This is a genomic window from Halomonas sp. HP20-15 (assembly GCF_033446685.1).
Classification (GTDB): domain Bacteria; phylum Pseudomonadota; class Gammaproteobacteria; order Pseudomonadales; family Halomonadaceae; genus Modicisalibacter.
Genome location: NZ_JAWQLY010000002.1, coordinates 415,656 through 438,200 on the forward strand (window position 1 = coordinate 415,656; position 22,545 = coordinate 438,200).

A 22,545-nucleotide genomic window follows, 5' to 3' on the forward strand; every position below is an offset into this window, starting at 1 on the left:
CCGCGAGGTGAATGCACGCCGGCCCCCAGGCTAGCCGTGGTGAAGGCGTCGCGCAACGCCGACATTGGTGGCGTTGCAGCTTGCGCCAGACTTAACGCGCGGGGCATGATGCAACTATTTTGTCGCGCCAACCTACATTCAAGATGAGCAGCCATGTGGCCCACCTTTACCCTTAATCGCCCGATGACCTGGATGGGTCTGGCCGCCTTGGCGGCGATGAGTTGGCTGCCGTTGGTGTCGCTGCGTCTGGCCGCGCTAGCCATGGTGCTGGTTGCCCTGCTCGACGGCTGGCGCCAGATCAAGCGCGAGCATCGCCGCCGCCAGCTCAGCGAAGAGGCGCTCAAGCTGTCCGGCGACGGGGTGATCATTTCCGACAAGCACAACCGCATCATCTGCGTGAACCCGGCCTTTACCCAGATCACCGGCTATACCCGCGAGGAAGTGCTGGGCCTGGACGCCTCGACGCTCTCTTCCGGGCGCCACGACAAGGCCTTCTACGAGCGCTACTGGCAGACGCTGGACGCCACCGGGCGCTGGGAAGGCGAAATCTGGAATCAGCGCAAGCATGGCGATCAGTATCCCGAATGGTTGCGGGTGCAGGCGTGCACCGGGGACAAGGGCCGGATCAGCCATTACGTCGGCCTGTTCACCGACATCTCCCGGCACAAGGCGCGCGAGCAGGATCTGCGGCGGATCGGCTTCGAGGACCCGTTGACCGGCCTGCCCAATCGCCGTCGGCTGCACGATCTGCTCACTTCGCGGCTGCATCGGTTGCGCGCCGGCGAGGGGCTGGACATGGCGCTGATCGACATCGACGGCTTCAAGTCGATCAACGATGGTCTGGGTGTCGATTGCGGCGATCGTCTGCTGGCGCGCTTCGGCCAGCGGCTGGCGGCCTTCGTCGCCGGCGGCGTCGTCGGCCGGCTGGGCGGCGACGAGTTCATGGTGATCCGGACCACCACCTTCGACGATCATGAGAAGTGGGTTGCCGGATTGCGCGAGCATCTCAGCGAGCCGTTCGAGATCGACAGCAGCTCGCTGCGCCTGGGGCTGACCATCGGCAGTTGCCGGGCGCCCGACGACGGCAACGATTCGGGGGTGCTGTTCCAGCGCCTGGAGTCGGCGCTGTATTCGGCCAAGCGCCACGGCCGCAATCACGACCGGCGCTTTCGGCCCTCGCTGGAAGTCGCCGGCGACCGCCAGCTGGCAATGGTCAACGACCTACGACGCGCCCTGGCCCAGGGCGATCAACTGGAGCTCTACTACCAGACCCAGCATCGTCTGAGCGACGGCGGCATGGTCGGCCTGGAAGCGCTGTTGCGCTGGCGCCATCCCGAGCTGGGCATGGTCTCGCCGGGCGATTTCATCCCGCTGGCCGAGCGCCACGGTCTGATGACGGCGCTCGGCAACTGGGTCATCGAGCAGGCCGTCGCCCAACTGGCCAGCTGGTACGCCAGCGGCATGCCGCGAGTGCCGATCTGGGTCAACATCTCAGCACTACAGCTGATCCAGGGCGATCTCGAGTCGCGGCTGGCCGCAGCATTGGCCCAGCATCGCATGCCCGCGCGCATGCTCGGCCTGGAGCTTACCGAGTCGGTGCTGCTTGACGAGCGCGCGGGGGACATTTCGCCGCGTCTCGAGGCGCTGCGCGCCAAAGGCCATCCGATCGCCATCGACGACTTCGGCACCGGCTATTCCTCGATGGCTTATTTGAAGCGGCTGCCGATCGACAAGCTCAAACTCGACCGCGCCTTCATTCGTGCGTTGCCCGAGGATGTCGCCGACGCCGCCATCGTTGCGGCGGTGCTGGCGATGGCCGAGGGGCTGGGCCTCGAAGTGGTCGCCGAGGGCGTGGAGACCCAGGCCCAGCGCGACTTCCTGGTCGCGCACGGCTGCCCCATCACCCAGGGCTTCCTGTTTGCTCGGCCGGAGCCGGCCGAGGCCATCGAGGCGCGCTACATCAAGGCCGCATCGAATGCCTCGCTCAGGCCGTCGTCGGCGACCTGAGCGAGTGCCGTCGAGCCAGCCAGCCGCACACTGCCGCCCAGGCCAGTGCCTCGCCTGGCAGTAGCCAGGCGGCGAGTTCGACCTGCGCCAGCCGCGCCCCGCCGTAATAGGACAGCGGCCCACCGATCGCGCCACACAGCATGGCGAGCCATCGGTGCCGCCACAGCCCGGCCAGCGAATGGTCCACCAGGGTCCCGAACAGCGGCCACAGCGCCCACAGCCACAACGGTAGCGGCCAGGAACTGGCGGCGGTCGTGGCGAAGCCGCCCGCCAGCGCGAAGCCACCGTCAACGATCAGGCCGAGCAGTGCAAACCCGGCCAGCCTGCGCCACTCGCCCGCCAGCGCTAGCCAGTGCAGATGGATCGCCACCAGCACCGCGGCTATCGGTAGACCCACGGCATTGCCGCCCAGCACGCAACTCAGCCAGCCCATCTTGAAGGCGAGCGCATTGTAGACCGAGCGCCGGTGCAGGTTCATGGCTGGCCGGTGAGTGGCCTGCGCCGCGCCCCGGGCTTGGCCAGCAGCAACTGGCAGGTGCCGATAGAACGCTCGAGAAAGCCGCCTTCGCAATAGCACAGGTAATAGCGCCACAGGCGGATGAAGCGCTCCTCGTAGCCGAGCCTGCGAACGGTTTCCAGGTTGGCCTCGAAGCGCTTGCGCCACTCGCGCAGGGTGCGTGCATAGTGCGGGCCGATCTCCTCGAGATCGAGCAGGTTGAGCGTGGTGTGCCGCGTTAGCCCTGTGAGGATGGCGCTGTGTGACGGCAGGAAGCCGCCCGGGAACACATAGCGCTTGATGAAGTCGACGTCGCGCTTGGCGGCCTCGAAGCGCTGGTCGCGAATGGTGATCGCTTGCAGCGCGGCGAGGCCATCGTCGCTGAGCAGGCGATCCAGCGTCGCCAGGTAGGTGCCCAGGTACTGGTGACCGACGGCCTCGACCATTTCCACCGAGACGAGCCGGTCGAAACGGCCCTCGAGCTCGCGGTAATCCTGCTGGAGCAGCGTGATGCGGTCCTCGAGTCCTTCCTCGGCGATGCGGCGGGCAGCGTACGCATGCTGCTCGGCGGAAAGGGTGGTGGTGGTGACGCGGCAACCGCGGGTTCGGGCGGCGTGGATCGCCAGCCCGCCCCAGCCGGTGCCGATCTCCAGCAGATGATTGTCGGCGCCGACGTCGAGCGCGTCGAGCAGCCGCTCCAGCTTGTAGGTCGAGGCCTCCTCGAGGCTCGCTTCGGCGTGCGGGAACAGCGCGCTCGAATACATGCGGTGACGTCGGTCGAGAAAGAGTTCGAACAGTTCGTTGCCGATGTCGTAGTGAGCGCTGATGTTGCGGCGCGAGCCGCGTGGCGTGTTGCGCTTGAGCGTGTGCCACGCCCCGAGCAGCCAGCGGGCGAACCGTGCGCTGCCGTTCTCGACCTCGCCGTTGACGCGTTCCAGGTTGGTCGCGAATAGCCGGATCAGCGTGACCAGGTCGTCGGTGTCCCAGTCGTCGTCCATGTAGGCCTCGCCGGCCCCCACGGTGCCGCCCAGCGCCAGGCGCCGCCAGGTGCGCTCGCGCTTCAGCGTGACGCGCACCGCGAGTGGCCCGCCGCGACCGAGCTGGTGGCATTCGCCGTCGGGCTCGATCAGCGTGATGCAGCCGCCCTCGAACCGGTCGAGCTGGGCCAGCAGGCGCGGCTTGAGCCAGCGCGTCAGCCTATCGATGCTCGATGCGGCGGGTTTGGCGGGGCGCGCAGCGGGCGGGCGAAGCGAGGTCATGGCGAATTCTCCCGATGGCCGGAATCGCGGCGATGATGAACGTAGACCGGTACTCGCTTGACCCATAGACGCAGCGCCTCGAAGTGAATCGCGGCGACGGTCTTGAGGCTCATCCAGGGCTGGCGGGACAGCGTCTCGAGCAGTACGCGGCGGGTTGCCGGTCGTGCCGTCAGCGTCAGGGTGGCGTCGAAATGGCGTGCGCCCTCCTGCCAGTTCTCCATGTGCAGGTAGAGGCGTTCGCCGGGGGCGTTGAAGCGCCAGCGGTAGTCCATGTTCATGGGGTTGAACGGCGACACGTGCAGGGCCTTGGTGAACGTCGCGCCGTGCAGGTGACGGGCGGGATCGACGGCGCAGGCGTAGACGTGGCGTTCGCCCCAGGGCGTGTTGGTGACCTCGCCGATGACCGCACGCAGCCGCTCGTGGCGGTCATAGACGTAGTAAAGGGTGAGCGGGTTGAAGGCCACGCCGCACAACCGCAATTGGGCGAGCATGCAGACCCGGCCGTCCGCCGCCGCGGCCAGTTCGCCGCCCAGTTCGCTAGCCAGGCGTTCGCGTACCGCCTGCTTGAGCGGCCGATCGTGAGGGGCCAGGTAGTCCTCGCGGCGAAAGCGCGCCAGGGCGCTGCGCTGCGCACTGAAGCCGGGCACGTGGGTGAACAGCTGCGGCAGTTCGTCGAGGTCCAGCCAGGCCATCCACAGCTGGTAGCTGAAGACGTGTCCGCACGGCACGAAGCGCCGGTGGCGGAGCTGGCCACGGTAGATGCAACTGCGCGGCATGGCGATCATGGTGTCGTCTCCCCATGGGCGTGGCGGACGCTTTCGCCGGCCTCCGGCTGCAAGGCGCGGGCCACGCGCAGGGCGCTCCAGACGCCATCCTCATGGAAGCCGTTGCGCCAGTAGGCACCGCAATAGTGGGTGCGCAACCGCGGTTGCGAGATCTCGGCATGGCGTGCCCGGGCCATCTCACCTTCGCGAGTGAAGGTGGGGTGCGCGTAGCTATAGCGTCCAAGCACCTGCGCGGGGTCGATCGCCGCGGTGTCGTTGAGCGTCACGCAGAAGGTGGCGGGCGCCGACAGCCGCTGGAGGATGTTCATGTTGTAGGTCACCGCGGCCCGCGCCTCGTCGGCGCGTCCGTCGAGGCGATAGTTCCAGCTCGCCCAGGCCCGGCGCCGGCGCGGCAACAGCCCGGTGTCGGTATGCAGCACGACCTCGTTGTCGCGGTAGGGGATGGCGCCTAATATCTCGCGCTCGGCCGGACTGGGATCGCCGAGCAGCGCGAGTGCCTGGTCGGCGTGACAGGCCAGCACCACCTGGTCGAATCGCGCCGCGCCCAGCGCCGTGTCGAGATCGACGCCGCCTGTGTCGCGACGGATGCGCGAGACCGCGCAGCGCTGATGAATGCGCTCGGCGTAGCGGCGGGCCAGCGCCGGAATATAGCCGCTCGAGCCGCCGACCAGGGTCCGCCATTGTGGCCGGTCGCCGAGCGACAACAGGCCATGGTTGCGAAAGAAGCGCACGAAGAATGCCGCCGGAAAGCGCGCCAGGTCGGTGATGCTCGCCGACCAGATGGCCGCGCCCATGGGCAGCAGGTAGCGCCTGCGGAAGTCGGCGCCATAGCCGGCGGCGTCGAGATACTCGCCCAGCGTGGTCGCCGGAGCGAGCCGCCCGGCGTCGAGATCGTCGCTGGCCGTGCGGTTGAAGCGCAGGATGTCGGCGAGCAGGCGATAGAAGGGCGGGCTGATGAGGTTGCGGCGCTGGGCGAACAGCGAGCGCAGGCTATGGCCGTTGTATTCGAAGTCGCGGTGGGTCTCGTGCACAGAAAAGCTCATTTCGGTGGCTTGCGAGGCGACGCCGAGCTCTTCCAGCAGGCGCTGAAAGTGAGGATAGGTGCGGTCGTTGAAGACGATGAATCCGGTGTCGATGGCGTAGTCGCGACCCGCCAGCGACACCTCGACGGTGGCGGTATGCCCGCCCAGGCGCGGCTCGGCCTCGAACAGCGATACCCGGTGGTGCGCTGACAGATAGTGGGCGGCGCTCAGGCCGCTGATTCCGCTGCCGATCACGGCAATACGCTGCGCGCCACCCATCACGAGCCCGCCTTCGCAGTGCGGTTGCGTCCGGCGATATACCGTCCCAGGCGCAGGCGCAGCGTCGGCGGCAGGATGCCCAGCAGCTTGACCAGGCGCGTGAAGCGCTGCGGAAAATGCACATCTAGTGTGCGCCGCTCGAGACCGGCGAGAATCGCATCGGCAGCGCTATCGGCGTCGAGGCGCATGGGCATGGCGAAATCGTTGCGCGCGGTGAGCGGGGTCTCGACAAAGCCGGGATGGATCACGCTGACGTCGATCGCCTCGTCGGCCAGGTCGATACGCAGCGACTCGAGAAAATGGCTGAGCGCGGCCTTGGACGCGCCATAGGCTTCGGCCCGCGGCAACGGCAGGTAGGCCGCGGCGCTGGATACCGCGGCCAGCAGCGGACGGCTGGCGCTTTCGTCGCGGGCGCGGCGCAGCAACGGCAGGCCGGCGTCGACGACTTTCAGCGCGCCGTGCAGATTGACCTCCAGCACGCGCTCGACCAGCGCCAGGTCGAAATGGCGGACGTCGAGATACTCGCAGATACCCGCGTCGTGCAGCAGCAGGTCGAGGCCGGCGAACGCCGTGTCGATGCGGCGGGCGGCCTCGGCGACCGAGTCGCGATCGGTAATGTCGCAGGGTACGACCAGCGCGTTCGGGTAGCCGCTGGCCAGTCGCTCGAGCGTCTCGCGACGACGCGCGCTGAGCGCCACGCGGTGGCCCTGGGCGAGCAGCCGCCGGGCCAGCGCCAGGCCGATGCCCGAAGTAGCGCCGGTCAGCCAGATGCGTCGCTGTCCGCTCAACACCGTCATCTCGACTCTCCTCATCAGTGTGGCGCTCGACGATCGGGCCGCCGTCAGGCCAGGCGCCGCTTGAGCCAGCGAATCGCCGTGCCGAGCAGAGGCAGGTGCTCGTAGAGCAGGGCGCCGGCATCGAAGTAATCGTGGTGTTCGCAGACCCGGTCGCCCCGGAAGCGCAATCGCGAACAGCCTTCTATCGCTACCCGACGGCCACCGGCCAGCCTTGGATGCACCAAGGTCAGCGTCCAGCAGACGAACGCCTGGTCACCTTGCCGCTGGCGCTGTGCAAACTCGAAGTGGGCGCTTTCGAGGTTGGCGTAGAGTGAGTCGAAGTAGCCGGTCAACGCCGCGATACCCTCGATCCGTTGAAAGGGATCGATGAAGCGGATATCCGCAGTGTAAATTTCGGGTAGGTGTTTTGTACAGCTTTTGTCCAACTTATTGTAGAAGGCGCAAAAGGCCTCCAATGGCGGGTCGACGGCCATCGCTGTCTCCTGTCGTGTAGGGCGGTGAACCGACCTGCGCCGGCGGCGGGTCAGTCGCTGGAAAGCGCCTTGAAGGCGTCGAGCGCCCGGGCGCGGGCGGCCTTGTGATCGACGATCGGCGCCGGGTAGCGGTTGCCGTCGAGGGTTTCGCGAGGTGGGGCGTGCCGCGCCCTGGCCGGTAGCTCGGCGAGCTCGGGCAGGTAGCGCGCGATGAACCGGCCGTCGGGGTCGAAGCGGCTGGCCTGGGTGGTGGGATTGAAGATACGAAAGTAGGGGGCTGCATCGGTGCCCGTCGACGCCGCCCATTGCCAGCCACCATTGTTGGCGGCGAACTCGCCGTCGACCAGGTGGCGTAGGAAGAACGCCTCGCCGCGCCGCCAGTCGATCAGCAGATGCTTGGCCAGGAACATCGCCGTCACCATGCGCAGGCGATTGTGCATCCAGCCGGTCTGCACCAGCTGACGCATCGCGGCGTCGACCAGCGGATAGCCGGTGCGGCCCTCGCACCAGGCGGCGAAGCGCTCGTCGTCGCGGTGCCAGGCGAGCTTGTCGGTATGCGCCTGGAAGGGCCGGTAGCGGCATACCTCGGGAAAGCCGACGACGATGTGACGGTAGAACTCGCGCCACACCAGTTCATTGACCCAGCTGGTCAGCCCCTTGTCGCCATCGCCGAGGTGGCCATCGTTCTCGCTCATCGCGGCCTGCAGGCACTGGCGCGGCGAGATCATGCCCAGCGCCAGGTAGGGCGACAGCTCGCTGGTACCGGCCAGCGCCGGAAGGTCGCGCTGTTCGGCGTAGTGACGTGCACGGAAGCGCAGAAAGCGCGCCAGGCGATCGGCGGCGGCTTCCTGGCCGGCGGGCCACAGCGCGGCATCGACCGGGCGCTCCGCGTACTCGGGCGCTTCGGGCAGGGGATCGCCGGCGATCGGCTGGCGAGGCTGGACGGCGGGCGTATCGCGCAGCGCCAGGCGGTCATCATCGATCTGGCGGTGCCAGGCCTTGGCGAACGGCGTGAAGACCCGGTAGTAGTCGCCCTGGCCGGTGAGCAGTTCTCCCGGGGCGAAGGCCACCGCGTCGGTATAGCCGTGCACGCTGAGGCCGGCCGCCTCGCAGGCCTGGCGTACCGCGGCGTCGCGGCGGCGCTCGTCGAGCGGATACTCGCGATTGAAGTGCAGCGCCTCGGCGTCGTGTTCGCGGGCCAGCGCGGCGAGCATCCGCGGCGCGGCCTCGAATCGGCCGATATCGCGCTGGATGAGCGGAATGTTGAGCCCGGCCAGGGCATCGCGCAGGCCCTCGACACCGCGGCGCAGGAAGTCGATCTTGTTGGCGCCGTGGCCATGGCCGCGCCACTGCTCGGGTGCGTGCAGGAAGACCGCGACCACCGGGCCGCGCCGAGCTGCAGCGGCCAGCGCGGTATTGTCGAGGGTGCGCAAGTCGCTACGAAACCACATCAATTGGCGGGCCATCCGCGCCTCCTGTCGCTGGTTGAGGGCCGCTTGCGTCAGCCGATTACGCTGCGTAGCCGCTCGATCGCCGCGACCGGCATGGTGCCGAGGGGCTGGATGGCGCTGGTTTCAAGCTCGGCGGCGCGTATATGGGCGACCGGGCCGGCCAGGCAAAGCGGCGCCTTGAGCTGCTCGGCGAGCCGCGGCAAGTGGCGGCGCATCAGTTCGTTGCCTTCGGCGCGGTCGCTGGTCAGCAGCAGCGCGGCGGCACTCAGGCGCTCCATGACCAGCGTCCACTCGCCGAGCGGCAGCGGCGTGTCGAACAGCTGGATGCGGTAGCCGGCGTCGCTGGCGGCCAGCGCCAGCAATAGCGCGCCCAGCCGGTCGGCATCGTCGGACAGGCGCGAGAGCAGCAGCAGCGGTCCATGCACGTACTGATTGGCGTGATACAGACGGGTCCCGATGCGCGTGCGCAAAAAGCTCTCCAGCAGCTGGCGTTGCACGGCGGCGCCCAACTGGTCGTGCCAGCGCTCCTCGAGCTCGTCGACGACCGGTTGCCAGATTTCCAGAAGGCAGACCTCGACGGGATAGAGCGCCAGGGCCTGGTTGAACAGCGCCTCGAGGCCTTGCACATCGAGCGCTTCGACGACCGAGATCCATTGCTGGCGCTGACCGGCCCAATCGCCCTCGTCGATCGCTATCGCCTCGGCCTTGTCGGGGCGGTCGAGCAGCTCGCGTATCTGGCTGACCGGTACGCCGCGATCGAGCCAATGGAGAATGTGCTCGACGCGCTGGATGTCCTCGCGGGCGTAGAGCCGGTGTCCCTTGGGGGTGCGTTGCGGGCGGATCAAGCCATAGCGGCGTTCCCAGGCGCGCAGCGTCACCGAGTTGACGCCGGTCAAGCGCGAGACTTCGCGAATCGGATACAGCGCCGAGCCGGCGTGATCCATGGGCTTGTCATTGATCATGCGCACGCGTGCCTCTAGCTGTCTGGCGATACCGCCCGGGATCCAAGAAGGCGGTCGGTGCCCTGCGCATAGCCGCGATGCCGACAGGGGTGGGTAAAGAGTTATACAGAATAATTGCTTTGTACAACTGTTCCAATTTATTTGCCGGGTGCGGCGTCGGCTCGGCCCTCGATGATGGCGGCCAGGGCGTCGACGAAGGCCGGGTGTTCGCCGACCGGCGCCAGTAGGCGCAGGCTCAGCTGCGGATGCGCGGTCTGCAGGGCGGCGATCTGGCCGGGAACGTCCTCGCGCAGATGACGCCCCGCGGCGAAGAACAGTGGCAGCACGTCGGCGTGCCGGCAGCCGGCGTCATCGAGCTCGGCGGCGGTGGCCTCCAGCGACGGCTCGCAGAGTTCCATGTAGGCCATCCTTAGCGGCCGCTCGACGCGTGCGGCGAGTGTCCTGGCGAGCTCGTCGAAGGGAGCCCGCCAGCGCGGATCGCGCGAGCCGTGGGCGAGCAGAATCAGGGCGTCGTTCATGATGCCTCCTCAAGGATCGATGCTGCGGACGGGGTGCGCCCGGCCGGGCTCCGCGCGCATGGCCTGAGCCCACGTATGGCTGGGCAGGGGCGACGGCCACTGACTAGACTATCAGATGCGTACAATAGCCGTATAACTTGGCACGTGCCGAATCGAGGCCGCTGCCAGCAGGCACCCGGCCGAAGCGTTCGACGCATATCGCCGGTTCATCCGCGACGAGGTCCAGCGCGTCGCGAAACAGACAAGAACGGGGAGGCGCCATGCGCATTCTGATCACGGGAGGAAGCGGCTTCGTGGGGCGTCTACTCTGCCAGCGGCTGGCGCGGGCCGGTCACGAGCTGATGGTCCTGTCGCGGTCGCCGGACGCGGCCCGGCGGGTTCTGCCCGAAGGTTGCGACATTCGCGACGAGGTGGCCGCTTTCGCCGAGCGAGAGCCCGAGGCGATCGTCAATCTGGCCGGCGAACCGATCGCCGGGAAGCGCTGGAGCGCCGCCCAGAAGCGACGCCTGTTCGACTCACGGCTGAGCGTCACCCAGCAATTGGTGGATCTTTGCCGGCAGTCGTCCACGCCGCCGCGGGTGATGGTCTCGGGGTCGGCGATGGGTTACTACGGCGACCAGGGCCAGCGCGCCGTGGACGAAAAGACCTCGCCCAACGAGGAGTTCGCGCACCGGTTGTGCGCACAGTGGGAAGCCAAGGCCCACGAGGCCGAGCGCCACGGGGTGCGGGTCGTGTTGCTGCGCACCGGGTTGGTGCTCGACGCCGGCGGCGGCACGCTGGCCAAGCTGCTGCCGGCGTTCAGGATGGGCCTGGGCGGGCGTTTCGGCAGTGGCCGTCAGTTCATGCCGTGGATCCACCGCGAGGATCACGTGCGCAGCATCGAATTCCTGCTCGATCACGACACCTTGAGCGGTGCCTTCAACGCCTCGGCGCCGCATCCGGTGAGCAACGCCGAGTTCACCGCCACCCTTGCCCGGCGGTTGCACCGGCCGGCACTGTTGCCGGTACCGGCGCCGTTGCTCGAACTGGGGCTGGGCGAGATGTCGCACCTGTTGCTGACCGGCGCCGACATGCGTCCGCGACGGCTGCTCGACGCCGGTTTCCGCTTCAACTTCGAGACCCTCGACGCGGCGCTGGCCGACATTCTCCAGCGCGGGCGCGCGGCGGCCTAGCCGTCCGTCACGCCGCGGCCGGTCGTCAGCGGCGGGTCTCGCGATCGACGGTGACGATCACTCGCACGGCGTCCAGGCGCAGGCGCGCGCCCTCGATCGCCGTGTCGAGCGCCTGACGCTCGTCGCGCAGGGCATCGAGCTCGTCCTGGCGCACCGCGGGGTTGTGACGCGCCAGGGCCTGCAGTCGCGACAGTTCGTCGTCGAGCACGCTGCGCATGCGGCGCTGCGCGGCCTCGACGATCGTCGGCAGTTCGCGCTCGGCTTCGAGTTCGCCCTGTTCCAGCAGTTCGCGCAACTGGTCGTGGCGCGACTTGATCAGATCACGGGCGACCGCCTTCTTGACCTTGTGCAGGTTCTTGGCCAGCCCGCTGAACGAGACCTTGGCGGACAGGTTGGCGCCGGACTCGTCGAGCAGCACGCGCACCGCGGTGGGCGGCAGGAAGCGATCGACATGCAGCCGCGAAGGCGCCGGACAGTCGGTGACGAACACCAGCTCGGCCATCAGCCGCCCGGCGGGGATCGACGGGTGATCGAGCAGCGCCAGCGCGGTATTGCCCAGCGTGCCGGAGAGGATCCGGCCCATCAGCTCGCGGATCAGCGGGTGTTCCCACGACAGATGCTCGACGTCGTCGCGGGCCAGCGCCCGCTCGCGCGAGCGGGTCGCGGTGAAGCCTTCCTCGCCCTTCACCAGCCCGGGCAGGCCGTCGAGCATGTGCGCCCCGGCGCGCAGGTGGACGAGCTGGTTGCCGAGATCCTGGCTGTCGACGCCGAAGATATCCAGCGCCTGGTCCAGGTAGCGTGGCAGCGCGCGGTCCTCGTCGAGCTCGCGGATCGCCGTGGCGACCGTCGCGGCGCGATCGCCGCGGCAGGCGTTGAGCTCGAGCAAGCGGTTGCGCCCGGCATCGCGCTCGGCCAGGCGGGTCTCGAACAGCGCGCGGGTCTCGCCGATCACCGCCTCGAGCGCCGCATCGTCGAGCAGCGCCTCGGCCAGCTCGTCGCCGAAGGCCGCATGCAGTTCGCTGCCCACTCCGTGCGGCGCATCGAAGGCGTCCATGCTCTCCCGATACCAGCGCAACAGCCGTTCGCCGGGGCTGCCGGCGAATACCGGCACATGGATCTCGATGGCATGACGCTGACCGATGCGGTCGAGGCGGCCGATGCGCTGCTCGAGCTGGTCGGGCAGTTGCGGCAGGTCGAACATCACCAGGTGACGACAGAACTGGAAGTTGCGTCCTTCGGAGCCGATCTCGGAGCACACCATGACCTGGCTGCCGTCCTCCTCGTCGGCGAAGGACGCCGCGGCGCAGTCGCGCTCGACCAGCGTCAGGCCCTCGTGGAAGACCGGCGCGTGGATGCCGCCGAGCACGCGCAGCGCCTCGGCCAGGTCGCTGGCGGTGGCGCGGTCGTGGGCGATCACCAGGGTCTTGTCGCGGCCCGTCTCGGTGAGGTGCTCGAGCAGCCAGGTGACGCGCGGGTCGATCTGCCACCACGGCTCGGCATTGAGCGGGTCGTCGCTCAACGCACGGTAGGTGGTGTCGAGATACAGCATCACATCGGGATGGTCGAGCCCGGTCTCGATCAGCAGTTCGTCGAGGTAGTCCTCGTCGCGCTCGAGCCTGCGCAACACCCGACGATAGGCCGAGGGGGGATCGAGCCGGGTGACGTGCAGGTGCCGCTCGGGAAAGCCGCCGACGTGACGGCGGCTGTTGCGGAACATCACCCGGCCGGTGCCGTGGCGGTCGAGCAACTGCTCGCGCAGCTGGTCGCGGGCGGATTGCTGCTGGGCGGCGGCGCTCTGCGGGTCGGCCAAGGTCTCGAGCAGCGCCTGGCTGTCGGCATCGTCGATCGACGCCGCGACGCTGGCCAGTGCCGCGGCGTCGCCGGGCAGCCGCTCGAGCGCGTCGATGGCCTCGGCGACCTGCACGTAGCCGGCCTCTTCGGCGCGAAAGCGCGCCAGGTCGTGGTAGCGATCGGGGTCGAGCAGGCGCAGCCGGGCGAAGTGGCTATGCACGCCCATCTGCTCGGGGGTGGCGGTGAGCAGCAGCAGCCCCGGCACGGCACGCGCCAGGCGCTCGACGCAGTCATAGCCGGGGCCGCTGGCCGCCGGCGACCAATCGAGGTGGTGGGCCTCGTCGACGATCAGCAGATCCCAGGCGCAGGCCTCGGCCTGGCGCTGGCGATGCGGATTGGCGAACAGCCATTGCTGACTGGCCAGGATCAGCTGACCGGCGTCGAACGGGTTGGCCTCGCCGTGGGCCTGGCTCTGCTGTTCGTCGAGCAGCGTGACGTCGAGGGCGAAACGCCGCAGCAACTCGACCAGCCATTGGTGGGTCAGGCTGTCGGGCACCAGAATCAGCGCACGCTCGGCTCGCCCGTTGAGCAGCAGGCGGTGCAGGATCAGCCCGGCCTCGATGGTCTTGCCCAGGCCGACCTCGTCGGCGAGCAGCACCCGTGGGGCATGGCGCCGCGAGACCTCGTCGGCGATGTACAGCTGATGGGGGATCAGGTCGATCTTGGGTCCGGCCAGGCCGAGCGCCGGATTCTGGCTGATGCGATGGTGATGGTGCAGGGTGCGAAAGCGCAGGTCGAACCAGTCGTTGCGGTCGACCTGACCGGTCAGCAAACGGTCGCGAGCCTGATTGAACTGCATGCGATCGGAAAGCTTGGCCTCGGAGAGCTCGTGCCACTCGCCGGACTCGTCCTGGCCGATGTAGACCACCAGGCCGTCGCGTTCCTTGGTGTCGTCGACGTTCAGGCGGCTGCCGTCGGCGGACTCGATACGATCGCCGCTGCCGAACTGCACACGGGTCAGCGGCGCCTGGCGCACGCTGTAGGTGCGCGTCTCCTGGCTGGCCGCGAAGAGTACGGTGACGCTGCGCGCATCGACGTTGAGGATGGTGCCCAGGCCCAGATCGGCCTCGCCGTCGCTGATCCAGCGCTGACCGGGAATGAATTCGCTCATGGTGCCTCGGATGCTCAGGAATACGGTGCGTCGCCTCCGGGCCGCCGGTGGCGGCAAGGCGCCCGGCCGGCGACGGGGCGCGTATGGTACAGCAATCTCGGGCGACGATTAAGCGCTGATAGGGCGCCTACAAAACGCCTGCACTCGGCAATACGGCGTTGAAATTGTTCTCAAAATGCTCATTTATCCAGCGTAAACTGCGCTTTTTCGCTCAATTTCGCCTTGTTTTGCCTTCGTTCGCCTATTTTTTAAGCACCCTCTCTCCGCGGTCGAGCCAGGCGTCCAGCTGGGCGCGGCCGAACTCGCCGGCGTGGCTGATCAGGAGCGTACCGTCGGCCGCGTAATACAGCGTCGTCGGCAGCCCGGGGGCCTGGCTGAGCGCTATCAGCCTCTGGTGCGGGTCGAGCAGCGTCGCCGGCCGGTCCAGGCCTTGCTGGTCCAGATAGCGGGCGACCTCGAGCAGGCTCTCGCCCTGGTTGATCGTCACCACTCGGACATCGCCGCGCTGCGCCGCCTCGGCGAGCAACGGCAACTCCCGCCGGCAGGCCGGGCAGGTGCTGGCCCAGAGATTGACCAGCAGCGGCTCGCCGCCGAGCGCGGACAGCCTCACCCGATTGCCGTCGAGGTCTTCGAGGGTCATCTCGGGCAGGCGTTGCGGGGCGGCGTCATGGCCGAGCGGTTGCCAGGCCATCAGCCCCAGCCACAGCCCGGTGGCGGCCATCAGCAGGCCCTGGGCGACGAATGCCTGGCGAGGCTGGTGACGCAGCGACCACAGCGTCCAGGCCGTGCCGGCCAGCCAGCCGGTGAGCGGCAGGTAGCCGGGCTGCCAGAGTTTGAAGACATCGAGAGGCGCGGCGCGATAGCTGTCGGCGTGAAGGAGCACGTAGCCCAGCCGCGCGCCGAGCAGGCAAGCGACCCACAGACCGTTGAGCCAGCGGCCACGCTGGGTGGCGGGCAGGCGCAGCAACAGCGCGCCGGCGAGAAGCAGCAGCGCGGTGGCGAAGGCGTACAGGCGCGGCAGGGCGATGAGCAATGGCCCGAGGGCGATAGCGTCCATGAGCGACGGTTCCATGCGGGACGGCGGGTGGGCCGTCGTCAGCGCCACCCGGGCAGGCTACAATGGCCAGCCTACGGGGCCGAGGTCCCGCTGTCATCCGCCCCGCTCATCGCACGACGATGCGTCACTGGAGTCGCCGTCATGGCCAAGCGCTACGACGCCCTGCGCGCGCTGGCGATCGCCAGCCAGGCGCTGGGCTTCATCCTGATCATCACCCTGGAAACCGTGCTCGGCGACGCCGCACGGCCCTGGCAGGGGGCGACGCTGGCGGCGATGCTCCTCGCCGCGCTGACCATCGCGGTGCTGCGTCGGTACCGCGACAATCGCGGCCGCAAGGCGGCGGCTGAACGTGCTCGTGACGACGAGAGCCATGAGCACGAGTCGGTGGATTGAGCGCTTCCCCGCCCGATCAATCCGCAGGCTGCAGGCGCCAGACGGCGCCGTCGTCCTGGTCGGTCAGCAAATACACGCGTCCTTGCGGGCCCTGCTCGACGTCGCGGATCCGCGCTCCCAGCGCAATGCGCTCTTCATCGGTCACCGTCTCGCCGTCGAGCTCCAGGCGTACCAGGCATTGGCTGCTCAGGCCGCCGATCAGCAGGCTGCCTTGCCAGTCGGGGAACGCCTCGCCGGTGTAGAACGCCATGCCCGACGGCGAGATCACCGGCGTCCAGTGCCTGATCGAGTCGGCGAATTCCGGCCGGCTCGGCGGGTCGGGAATATCGCTGCCGTCGTAGTTCTCCCCCCAGCTCACCACCGGCCAGCCGTAGTTGCCGCCCGGCTCGGGCAGGTTGAGCTCGTCGCCGCCGCGCGGGCCCATCTCGGCGATCCACAGCTGACCCGTCTCGGGGTGCAGCGCCGCGCTTTCGATGTTGCGATGGCCGTAGGACCAGATTTCGTCTCGCGCCCGGTCGTCGCCGAGAAAGGGGTTGCCCGGCGCCGGTGCACCATCGTGCGTGAGGCGCACGATGGTGCCCAGATGGTTGCCGGTATCCTGGGCCGGGTCGAACTTGAAGCGTTCCGCCAGGGTCAGGAACAGCGTGCCCTGACCGGTGAACACGATCCGTCCGCCGAAATGGTTACCGCCGCCGACCTTGGGCTGCTGGCGAAAGATCACCTGGAAATCCTCGATCCGACCGTCGCCCAGGCGGCCGCGGCCGAGCGCGGTGGACGCCCCACCGTCGCCGGGTTCGGCGAAGGACAGATAGACCTGGCGATTGCTTGCAAAATCGGGATCGAGGGCGACGTCCAGCAGGCCGCCCTGACGCTGGGCGAAGACCTCGGGAACGCCGGCCAGCGGCTCGGAAAGGGTGTTGTCGGTAGCGAGGATCCGCAGTCGCCCGGGACGCTCGGTGATCAGCGCTCGCCCGTCGGGCAGGAACGCGATCCCCCATGGGTGCACGAGACCCTCGGCCAGCGCCTCGACCCGAATGCTGCCGGCCTGAGTCTCGACGCTGGGCGGCGGTTGTGCCGGGCTTGCCGAGGCATGCATCAATAGCGCGGCGGCCAATGCGGCGACACTGCCGGCCTGCCATGGGGCGGTGCGTAACATCGCGGTCTCCTCACTTGCTGTCATCGCTTTCTTGCAAAGTAATCGGCATTGGCCGGTTGGCAAGCGATGCGCGAAAAGACCGGCGCGCTCCGATCAGGGATGAGTGGTCGCCGGGGGGAACGCCGAGGCCGGTGCGCAGCGTCCGGGATCGATGCTCACCACCTGCAGACGATGCCCCTCCGGCGCCTGGCAGGTGAGGATCCGCCAGGCGCAGCCCGGTGCGCTGCTGTTGTCGCTTTCGAACAGTGCCGCCCCCTGCGCGCGGAGGTGCTCGCAGGTGGCGGGGAACTGATCGTCGCTGACCTCGAGCGTCAGGTGTTGCGGGGCATCGGCGCCGTCGCCGCTGATCAGCATCAATACCTGAGTGTGGCCGCGGATATCGGTGCCCAGCTCGAAGACCGCCGTGGTCGTCGACTGCACCAACAGCGGCAGGCGCAGCACGCGGGCGAAGAATTCCCGCATGGCGGCAAGGTCCCGGACGCGCAGGACCGACTTGCCTAGTGAAAGGCGTTGCATGGCGCACTCCTCGATCTTGTTCGTGTTATAGGCTGTTATGCGTCTCCAGTCTGGTTTAAACGTCGCGAGGACGCCGTTTGAAACCTTGCAAGCCGCCAATCGGTTTTGGCTATCGACTCGCCGCGTCCGCGCCGGGGCGCCGGTCGAAGCGGGCGAAAAGCTGCCCGGCATCCCCGTCGACGCTCTCCTGGTAGTAGAGGCTGGCCAGCGAGAAGCCGGCGGGAGTGGCGAGCGACGGACCTTCGAGCAGGCTCTGGTAACGCTCGCCGCCGATCATCGCCAGGCGCTGGGTGACGAACAGCGTATCCACCACACCATGGCGCAGCAGCGAATGCAGGGAATAGGGACCGGCAACCGAATAAACCCGTCGGTAGCCGCGCTCGCCGAGTGCGCGAACGACCTGGCGGACGTCGAGCTCGCGGGTGACGCTGGCGGCGTCCGGCTCGGCATCCAAGCCGATCACTTCGGCCCCCTGGGCGGTCAGGCGAGCGCGCCGCTCGGCGGTGATCAACGGCCGGGCGACGAAGATCAACACCCGCCGGCCCTGCTCGAGCAGCGTCTCGGGCAGCGAGAAATCGAGCGTATTGCTGAGCACCACCACGTCGGGCTGAGGCCGCAGGCCCTGGGCGCGGCGCCAGGCCAGAAGATCGCCGAAGGCTGGTTCGTCGGCCACCGGCAGCGCGGCCTGGGCGCGACCCTCGGCCAGCTGACGGAAATAGCGCCCGCCGATCAGCAGCGCGTCGGCGCGTGCCGCGAGTTCCTGATAGAGCCGCCAGTCATGGCGGTTGGCGACGCTCGTCGGCACCTCGTCTTGACCCGCTTGATTCTCGACGGCGACCCGGCCATCGAGGCTGGTGACGAAGTTGCTGTAGACGAAGGGGGAGTCGGGCGTGGCATGAGCGAGCGGCGTGTCGAGATAGAGTCCTTCCAGCGAACACGCCTGTGCCGGGGCGGGATAGAGCCTGAGTAGTGTCATGGCCGTGCGTTCCAGGTGCCTTTCAGATCGATTCGATACGACAGTGAAATGGCACGATAGCACGCGCGACGGCGCCGCGTTGGGTGCCTGGATGGATGGCTTTTTTCATACTTTTGCCTCGGCGCCAGCGGCTATCTTGAGCATAACGCTGCGGGTACGGACGGCTCGGCAACGGGCCGGCTACAGCAGGAGCGGTCGCCTGGCGAGAGCGGGCCGCAAGGCAGCGCTCCGCTCTCGCCAGGTGTCACTACGGCGACCCGTGCTCGTCGCTACAAGGTGACCCGCTCACGTCACAACAGGCGACCCGTTCGGGATGCCAGGGAGGCAGCGATGGATCCGCGCAACGTCTTCGTCGTCGGGCTCAATGCGTTCAATCGCGAGCGTCTCGAGCACCTGCGCGGCGCCAGCGAGTACCGTTTCCATGGCGTGATCGAACCGGAAGCGGTCTACGACACCGAGATATTTCCCATCGCGGAGATGCTGCAGCAGGCCTCGGCGCAACTGGATGCCTTCGATGGCAGCATCGACGCCATCGTCGGCTACATGGACTTCCCGGTCTCGACCATGCTGCCGTTGCTGTGCGAGCGCTACGGCACCCGGACCACCAGTCTCGAAAGCCTGCTCAAGTGCGAGCACAAGTACTGGAGTCGGCTGACCCAGCGCGAGGTGATCGGCAACTACATCCCGCGCTTCACTGCCTTCGACCCGTTCGACGACGAGGCATTGTCGCGTATCGGCGAGGCGGGGCTGTACTTCCCGTTCTTCGTCAAGCCGATCAAGTCATCGGGATCGCGGCTGGGCTTTCGCATCGACAGCCCCGAGGACTTCGGTGCCGCGATCACCCGGCTGCGCGAGGACATCGGGCTGATTTCCGAGCCGTTCAATTTCATCCTCGAACAGGCCAACCTGCCCGACGCGGTGCGCGCGGTGGATGGCGGCTTCTGCATGGCCGAAGAGATCATCGGTGGCTGGCAGTGTACGGTCGAAGGCTATGTCTTCCAGGGCGAGGTGGCGCCCTACGGCATCGTCGATTCGATTCGCTACCCCCAGGTGCTGAGCTTCTTCTACTATCGCTATCCCTCGCGTCTGCCGGCCCACATTCAGGACAAGATGCGCGAGCTGACGACGACCATCATGACGCATATCGGCTACGACAACGCCGCGTTCAATGTCGAGTTCTTCTGGGACGAGGTCCAGAACCGCATCTGGCTGCTCGAGATCAACACGCGAATCTCCCAGTCGCACTGCGACCTGTTCGAGAAGGTCGATGGGGTCAGCCATCAGCAGGTCACCGTCGATCTGGCGTTGGGTCAGCGCCCCGACATGCCCTCGGCCGAAGGCGCGTTCGCAATCGCCGCGAAGTTCTTCTATCGGGTGTTCTTCGTCGACGCGGTGGTCACGCGGGTACCCAGCGACGAAGAGCTCGAGTCGCTGCAGCAACGCTTCCCGGGGTGCGTGATCGCCCTGCAGGTCGAGGTCGGCACGCGGCTTTCCACGCTGCCCGAACAGGACAGCTACAGTTTCGCGCTGGCGCACATCTGGATGGGTGCCGACAGTGAAGAAGCGCTGCTCGACGACTATGCCGCGCTTGCCGCATCACTGGCTTTCGAATTCGAGGAGATCATCGGCTGAACGGCGCGCGGCGCTTCGCCTACCCTGAAAGCATCCATGCCTAACGACGACACGATGAGGGGCCGCCATGCGCATCGTCAGCGATTTCACACGCCGGATTCACGAAGAGGAAAGCTGGATCACGCTCGCCGACGGTTGTCGGCTGGCGGTACGCATCTGGCGGCCGGTGGACGCCGAGCAGCATCCGGTGCCGGCGATCCTCGAATACCTGCCTTACCGCAAGCGTGACCTGACGGCCCCGCGCGATGCCCAGACCCACCCCTACTGGGCCGGTCACGGCTACGCCGGGGTGCGCGTCGACATCCGCGGCAGCGGCGAATCGGACGGCGTGCTGACCGACGAGTACCTGCAGCAGGAGCTCGACGACGGCGTCGAGATTCTCGACTGGTTGGAGCGCCAGCCCTGGTGCGACGGCAACGTCGGGATGATCGGCATCTCATGGGGCGGCTTCAACGGCCTGCAGATCGCCGCCCTGCAACCGCCCCAGCTCAAGGCGGTGATCACGCTGTGCTCCACCGACGATCGTTACGCCGACGACGTTCACCACATGGGCGGCTGCCTGCTCGGCGACAATCTGTCGTGGGCCTCGACGATGTTCGACGCCAACGCCAGCCCGCCCGACCCGGCACTGGTCGGCGAGCGCTGGCGCGAGATGTGGCAGCAGCGTCTGGAAGGCAGCGGCCTGTGGCTGGCGACCTGGCTGGCCCACCAGCGCCGCGACGCCTACTGGAAGCACGGCTCGGTGGGCGAGGACTTCACGCGGATCCGCTGTCCGGTCTACGCCGTCAGCGGCTGGGCCGACGGCTACTGCAATGCCGTGTTCCGCCTGCTGGAAGGACTCGACGTACCGCGCAAGGGGTTGGTCGGGCCCTGGGCGCACAAGTACCCGCACCTTGGCGTGCCGGGCCCGGCGATCGGCTTTCTGCAGGAGACGCTGCGCTGGTGGGACTACTGGCTGAAAGGCCAGGAGACCGGGATCATGGATGAGCCGATGCTGCGGGTCTGGATGCAGGATTCCGTGCCACCTTCGGCGCGCTACGAGGTGCGTCCCGGGCGCTGGGTCAGCGAGCCGAGCTGGCCGTCGCCGACGATCGTGCCACAGCCCTTTCGCCTGACCAGCGGTCACGACCTGATCCCCGAAGTCGACCGGATCGCCGCCGCGCCTGGGGTCGACGACGTGCCGGGCGCCGCCGCGCCGCTGACGATCCGCTCGCCGCTGTTCGTCGGCCTCTATGCCGGCAAGTGGTGTTCCTACAATGCGCCTCCCGACCTGCCGCACGACCAGCGCGACGAGGATGGCGGCGCGCTGATCTTCCAGACCCAGCCGCTCGGCGAGACGCTCGAGATCTGCGGCCAGCCGGTGGCCGAGCTCGAACTCGAGGCCGACCAGCCGGTGGCGATGATTGCCCTGCGCCTGAACGACATCGCCATGGACGACAAGGCCACCCGGGTTTCGTACGGCCTGCTCAACCTCACCCACCGCGACAGCGACGAGCACCCCGAGCCGCTCGAGCCGGGCAGGCGCTACCGGGTGCGGGTGCCGCTCAAGCACATCGCCCAGCAGTTCCCGGTGGGACACGCCTTGCGACTGTCGTTGTCGACCAGCTACTGGCCGCTGGCCTGGCCGTCGCCGAAGCCGGTGCGATTGACGCTGTATCCGGCTTCGAGTCGGCTGATTTTGCCGTGCCGCGAGCCGGATCCGGCCGAGGAGGCGGCATTGCCGGCATTCGCCATGCCGGAAGGCGCGCCGCCGCTGGCGCGCACGCTGATCCAGCCGAGCCAGGAGGCCTGGTGCGTGATCCGCGATCTGGCCAACGATCGCACCACCCTCGAAGTGGTCAACGACGCGGGCGTCTATCGTCTCGACGACATCGATCTGGAACTCGCCGTGCGGGTCACCGAGCGCTACAGCTACGCCTACGGCAACTACGACAGCCTCAGCGGCTGGACCGAGTGGGAGCGCCACTTCCGGCGTGGCGACTGGCTGGTGCGCACCGTGGCCCGCACGCTGATGACCTCGGATGCCGACAACTTTCGCTTGCGCGCCACGCTCGACGCCTACGAGGGCGACAGCCGGGTGTTCGCCAAGAGTTGGGACGAGGAGATACCTCGCGACCTGGTCTAGACCTAAGCGCTAGGCGCCCGGTCGCGAGGCGGCTTGCCACGCCGGATCGCATCAGTGCAGCAGGCGTTCGCAGACTTCCCGGTTCGCCTGGACCGCTTCGGGGTAGGTCGGGTAACGGTCGATTTCCCTGACCTTGCCACCGGTGGTTTCCAGCAACAGCCAGTAGTCCGGCTGCTGCAAGTGACCGCGGGGTCCGAGCGTGGCGGGAGTGATCTTGAAGCTTCGCTTGGCCATGACAACCTCCATCTAGATTACATAAGTACACAATCAGCATGGAAGAGTTACGGACACTGGGAAACATGGTTTTCTAACCGAAAAATAAGGGAACGCCGGTTAGGACGACGAGTCGCTGAGTATCAGGTTTCTGATCCTGCCTATTAGCCGCAATCAGCCGAAGGCGTGCGTCGGATCGACACGCAATCGTGAAATAACCCGGCGACGGTGCGCCGAGGCGCTAAGCTAGTAAGGCATGGCAGCGCAGAGGGCTGCCGGGTGCGCCAGGAAGGC

20 protein-coding genes are annotated in these 22,545 nt (G+C 67.7%); 5 read left to right on the forward strand and 15 right to left on the reverse strand.

Annotation, left to right across the window (positions count from 1 at the left end; genetic code table 11):
- The first annotated feature begins 153 nt into the window (after positions 1 to 153).
- Entirely contained in the window at positions 154 to 2,007 is a 1,854-nt protein-coding gene (locus tag R6258_RS04360) for a putative bifunctional diguanylate cyclase/phosphodiesterase (RefSeq protein WP_318447868.1), read from the forward strand.
- On the opposite strand, the gene R6258_RS04365 is transcribed toward R6258_RS04360, so the two are convergent.
- The 9 genes from R6258_RS04365 to R6258_RS04405 form a co-directional block, all read right to left on the reverse strand.
- Positions 1,985 to 2,485 (reverse strand): DUF2878 domain-containing protein, encoded by a 501-nt coding sequence (locus R6258_RS04365; RefSeq protein WP_318447871.1) that lies wholly within the window; start codon positions 2,483 to 2,485, stop codon positions 1,985 to 1,987. The two genes, R6258_RS04360 and R6258_RS04365, sit on opposite strands and share 23 nt — an antisense overlap.
- Complete coding sequence (locus tag R6258_RS04370) at positions 2,482 to 3,762, reverse strand: cyclopropane-fatty-acyl-phospholipid synthase family protein (RefSeq protein ID WP_318447874.1); 1,281 nt, start codon at positions 3,760 to 3,762, stop codon at positions 2,482 to 2,484. The genes R6258_RS04365 and R6258_RS04370 overlap by 4 nt, the downstream gene beginning before the upstream one ends.
- A complete protein-coding gene (locus R6258_RS04375) occupies positions 3,759 to 4,547 on the reverse strand; it encodes a DUF1365 domain-containing protein (protein WP_318447876.1) in 789 nt (262 codons plus the stop codon). Before R6258_RS04375 ends, R6258_RS04370 begins: the two co-directional genes overlap by 4 nt.
- Complete coding sequence (locus tag R6258_RS04380) at positions 4,544 to 5,848, reverse strand: NAD(P)/FAD-dependent oxidoreductase (protein ID WP_318448037.1); 1,305 nt, start codon at positions 5,846 to 5,848, stop codon at positions 4,544 to 4,546. Before R6258_RS04380 ends, R6258_RS04375 begins: the two co-directional genes overlap by 4 nt.
- The gene (locus R6258_RS04385; protein WP_318447878.1) at positions 5,848 to 6,645 is read right to left on the reverse strand and encodes an SDR family NAD(P)-dependent oxidoreductase; all 798 of its coding nucleotides are present in this window, start codon (positions 6,643 to 6,645) and stop codon (positions 5,848 to 5,850) included. The genes R6258_RS04380 and R6258_RS04385 overlap by 1 nt, the downstream gene beginning before the upstream one ends.
- Positions 6,646 to 6,689: 44 nt before the next feature.
- Positions 6,690 to 7,118 (reverse strand): nuclear transport factor 2 family protein, encoded by a 429-nt coding sequence (locus R6258_RS04390; protein ID WP_318447880.1) that lies wholly within the window; start codon positions 7,116 to 7,118, stop codon positions 6,690 to 6,692.
- Positions 7,119 to 7,168: 50 nt separating this feature from the next.
- On the reverse strand, positions 7,169 to 8,584 hold the full coding sequence (gene phrB / locus R6258_RS04395; RefSeq protein WP_318447883.1) for a deoxyribodipyrimidine photo-lyase: 1,416 nt from the start codon (positions 8,582 to 8,584) through the stop codon (positions 7,169 to 7,171).
- A gap of 35 nt (positions 8,585 to 8,619) precedes the next feature.
- Positions 8,620 to 9,531, reverse strand: coding sequence for a MerR family transcriptional regulator (locus R6258_RS04400; protein ID WP_318448040.1), 912 nt, complete (start codon positions 9,529 to 9,531; stop codon positions 8,620 to 8,622).
- Positions 9,532 to 9,668: 137 nt separating this feature from the next.
- Positions 9,669 to 10,049 (reverse strand): CbiX/SirB N-terminal domain-containing protein, encoded by a 381-nt coding sequence (locus tag R6258_RS04405; RefSeq protein ID WP_318447885.1) that lies wholly within the window; start codon positions 10,047 to 10,049, stop codon positions 9,669 to 9,671.
- Positions 10,050 to 10,309: 260 nt separating this feature from the next.
- Here R6258_RS04405 and R6258_RS04410 point away from each other — a divergent pair, with 260 nt between their 5' ends.
- A complete protein-coding gene (locus R6258_RS04410; RefSeq protein ID WP_318447888.1) occupies positions 10,310 to 11,221 on the forward strand; it encodes a TIGR01777 family oxidoreductase in 912 nt (303 codons plus the stop codon).
- Between the two features lie 25 nt (positions 11,222 to 11,246).
- On the opposite strand, the gene rapA is transcribed toward R6258_RS04410, so the two are convergent.
- Together rapA and R6258_RS04420 are read right to left on the reverse strand one after the other, a co-directional pair.
- Positions 11,247 to 14,183, reverse strand: coding sequence for an RNA polymerase-associated protein RapA (gene rapA / locus R6258_RS04415; protein ID WP_318447891.1), 2,937 nt, complete (start codon positions 14,181 to 14,183; stop codon positions 11,247 to 11,249).
- Positions 14,184 to 14,424: 241 nt separating this feature from the next.
- Positions 14,425 to 15,240, reverse strand: a complete 816-nt coding sequence (locus R6258_RS04420; RefSeq protein WP_318447892.1) for a TlpA disulfide reductase family protein — start codon at positions 15,238 to 15,240, stop codon at positions 14,425 to 14,427.
- Between the two features lie 141 nt (positions 15,241 to 15,381).
- Between R6258_RS04420 and R6258_RS04425 the strand changes: the two genes are divergently transcribed.
- Positions 15,382 to 15,633, forward strand: coding sequence for a hypothetical protein (locus tag R6258_RS04425; protein ID WP_318447895.1), 252 nt, complete (start codon positions 15,382 to 15,384; stop codon positions 15,631 to 15,633).
- 16 nt (positions 15,634 to 15,649) lie between these two features.
- Here R6258_RS04425 and R6258_RS04430 read toward each other — a convergent pair whose 3' ends face one another.
- The 3 genes from R6258_RS04430 to R6258_RS04440 form a co-directional block, all read right to left on the reverse strand.
- On the reverse strand, positions 15,650 to 16,789 hold the full coding sequence (locus R6258_RS04430) for a PQQ-dependent sugar dehydrogenase (RefSeq protein WP_318447898.1): 1,140 nt from the start codon (positions 16,787 to 16,789) through the stop codon (positions 15,650 to 15,652).
- A gap of 93 nt (positions 16,790 to 16,882) precedes the next feature.
- On the reverse strand, positions 16,883 to 17,305 hold the full coding sequence (locus R6258_RS04435) for a VOC family protein (RefSeq protein ID WP_318447900.1): 423 nt from the start codon (positions 17,303 to 17,305) through the stop codon (positions 16,883 to 16,885).
- A gap of 109 nt (positions 17,306 to 17,414) precedes the next feature.
- On the reverse strand, positions 17,415 to 18,281 hold the full coding sequence (locus R6258_RS04440) for a RibD family protein (RefSeq protein WP_318447902.1): 867 nt from the start codon (positions 18,279 to 18,281) through the stop codon (positions 17,415 to 17,417).
- Positions 18,282 to 18,611: 330 nt separating this feature from the next.
- Here R6258_RS04440 and R6258_RS04445 point away from each other — a divergent pair, with 330 nt between their 5' ends.
- Positions 18,612 to 19,913: an ATP-grasp domain-containing protein gene (locus R6258_RS04445; RefSeq protein WP_318447905.1), complete on the forward strand. Its 1,302-nt coding sequence runs from the start codon at positions 18,612 to 18,614 to the stop codon at positions 19,911 to 19,913.
- Positions 19,914 to 19,980: 67 nt separating this feature from the next.
- Complete coding sequence (locus R6258_RS04450; RefSeq protein ID WP_318447908.1) at positions 19,981 to 22,038, forward strand: CocE/NonD family hydrolase; 2,058 nt, start codon at positions 19,981 to 19,983, stop codon at positions 22,036 to 22,038.
- Positions 22,039 to 22,089: 51 nt separating this feature from the next.
- Here the strand turns inward: R6258_RS04450 and R6258_RS04455 are convergent, their stop codons facing one another.
- A complete protein-coding gene (locus tag R6258_RS04455; RefSeq protein WP_318447910.1) occupies positions 22,090 to 22,272 on the reverse strand; it encodes a hypothetical protein in 183 nt (60 codons plus the stop codon).
- Positions 22,273 to 22,545: the final 273 nt, after the last annotated feature.

Coding starts and splice junctions, on each gene's coding strand:
- R6258_RS04360 (WP_318447868.1), top strand. CDS start 154: ATGTGGCCCACCTTTACCCTTAATCGCCCGATGACCTGGATGGGTCTG.
- R6258_RS04365 (WP_318447871.1), bottom strand. CDS start 2,485: ATGAACCTGCACCGGCGCTCGGTCTACAATGCGCTCGCCTTCAAGATG.
- R6258_RS04370 (WP_318447874.1), bottom strand. CDS start 3,762: ATGACCTCGCTTCGCCCGCCCGCTGCGCGCCCCGCCAAACCCGCCGCA.
- R6258_RS04375 (WP_318447876.1), bottom strand. CDS start 4,547: ATGATCGCCATGCCGCGCAGTTGCATCTACCGTGGCCAGCTCCGCCAC.
- R6258_RS04380 (WP_318448037.1), bottom strand. CDS start 5,848: ATGGGTGGCGCGCAGCGTATTGCCGTGATCGGCAGCGGAATCAGCGGC.
- R6258_RS04385 (WP_318447878.1), bottom strand. CDS start 6,645: ATGACGGTGTTGAGCGGACAGCGACGCATCTGGCTGACCGGCGCTACT.
- R6258_RS04390 (WP_318447880.1), bottom strand. CDS start 7,118: ATGGCCGTCGACCCGCCATTGGAGGCCTTTTGCGCCTTCTACAATAAG.
- phrB (WP_318447883.1), bottom strand. CDS start 8,584: ATGGCCCGCCAATTGATGTGGTTTCGTAGCGACTTGCGCACCCTCGAC.
- R6258_RS04400 (WP_318448040.1), bottom strand. CDS start 9,531: ATGATCAATGACAAGCCCATGGATCACGCCGGCTCGGCGCTGTATCCG.
- R6258_RS04405 (WP_318447885.1), bottom strand. CDS start 10,049: ATGAACGACGCCCTGATTCTGCTCGCCCACGGCTCGCGCGATCCGCGC.
- R6258_RS04410 (WP_318447888.1), top strand. CDS start 10,310: ATGCGCATTCTGATCACGGGAGGAAGCGGCTTCGTGGGGCGTCTACTC.
- rapA (WP_318447891.1), bottom strand. CDS start 14,183: ATGAGCGAATTCATTCCCGGTCAGCGCTGGATCAGCGACGGCGAGGCC.
- R6258_RS04420 (WP_318447892.1), bottom strand. CDS start 15,240: ATGGACGCTATCGCCCTCGGGCCATTGCTCATCGCCCTGCCGCGCCTG.
- R6258_RS04425 (WP_318447895.1), top strand. CDS start 15,382: ATGGCCAAGCGCTACGACGCCCTGCGCGCGCTGGCGATCGCCAGCCAG.
- R6258_RS04430 (WP_318447898.1), bottom strand. CDS start 16,789: ATGTTACGCACCGCCCCATGGCAGGCCGGCAGTGTCGCCGCATTGGCC.
- R6258_RS04435 (WP_318447900.1), bottom strand. CDS start 17,305: ATGCAACGCCTTTCACTAGGCAAGTCGGTCCTGCGCGTCCGGGACCTT.
- R6258_RS04440 (WP_318447902.1), bottom strand. CDS start 18,281: ATGACACTACTCAGGCTCTATCCCGCCCCGGCACAGGCGTGTTCGCTG.
- R6258_RS04445 (WP_318447905.1), top strand. CDS start 18,612: ATGGATCCGCGCAACGTCTTCGTCGTCGGGCTCAATGCGTTCAATCGC.
- R6258_RS04450 (WP_318447908.1), top strand. CDS start 19,981: ATGCGCATCGTCAGCGATTTCACACGCCGGATTCACGAAGAGGAAAGC.
- R6258_RS04455 (WP_318447910.1), bottom strand. CDS start 22,272: ATGGCCAAGCGAAGCTTCAAGATCACTCCCGCCACGCTCGGACCCCGC.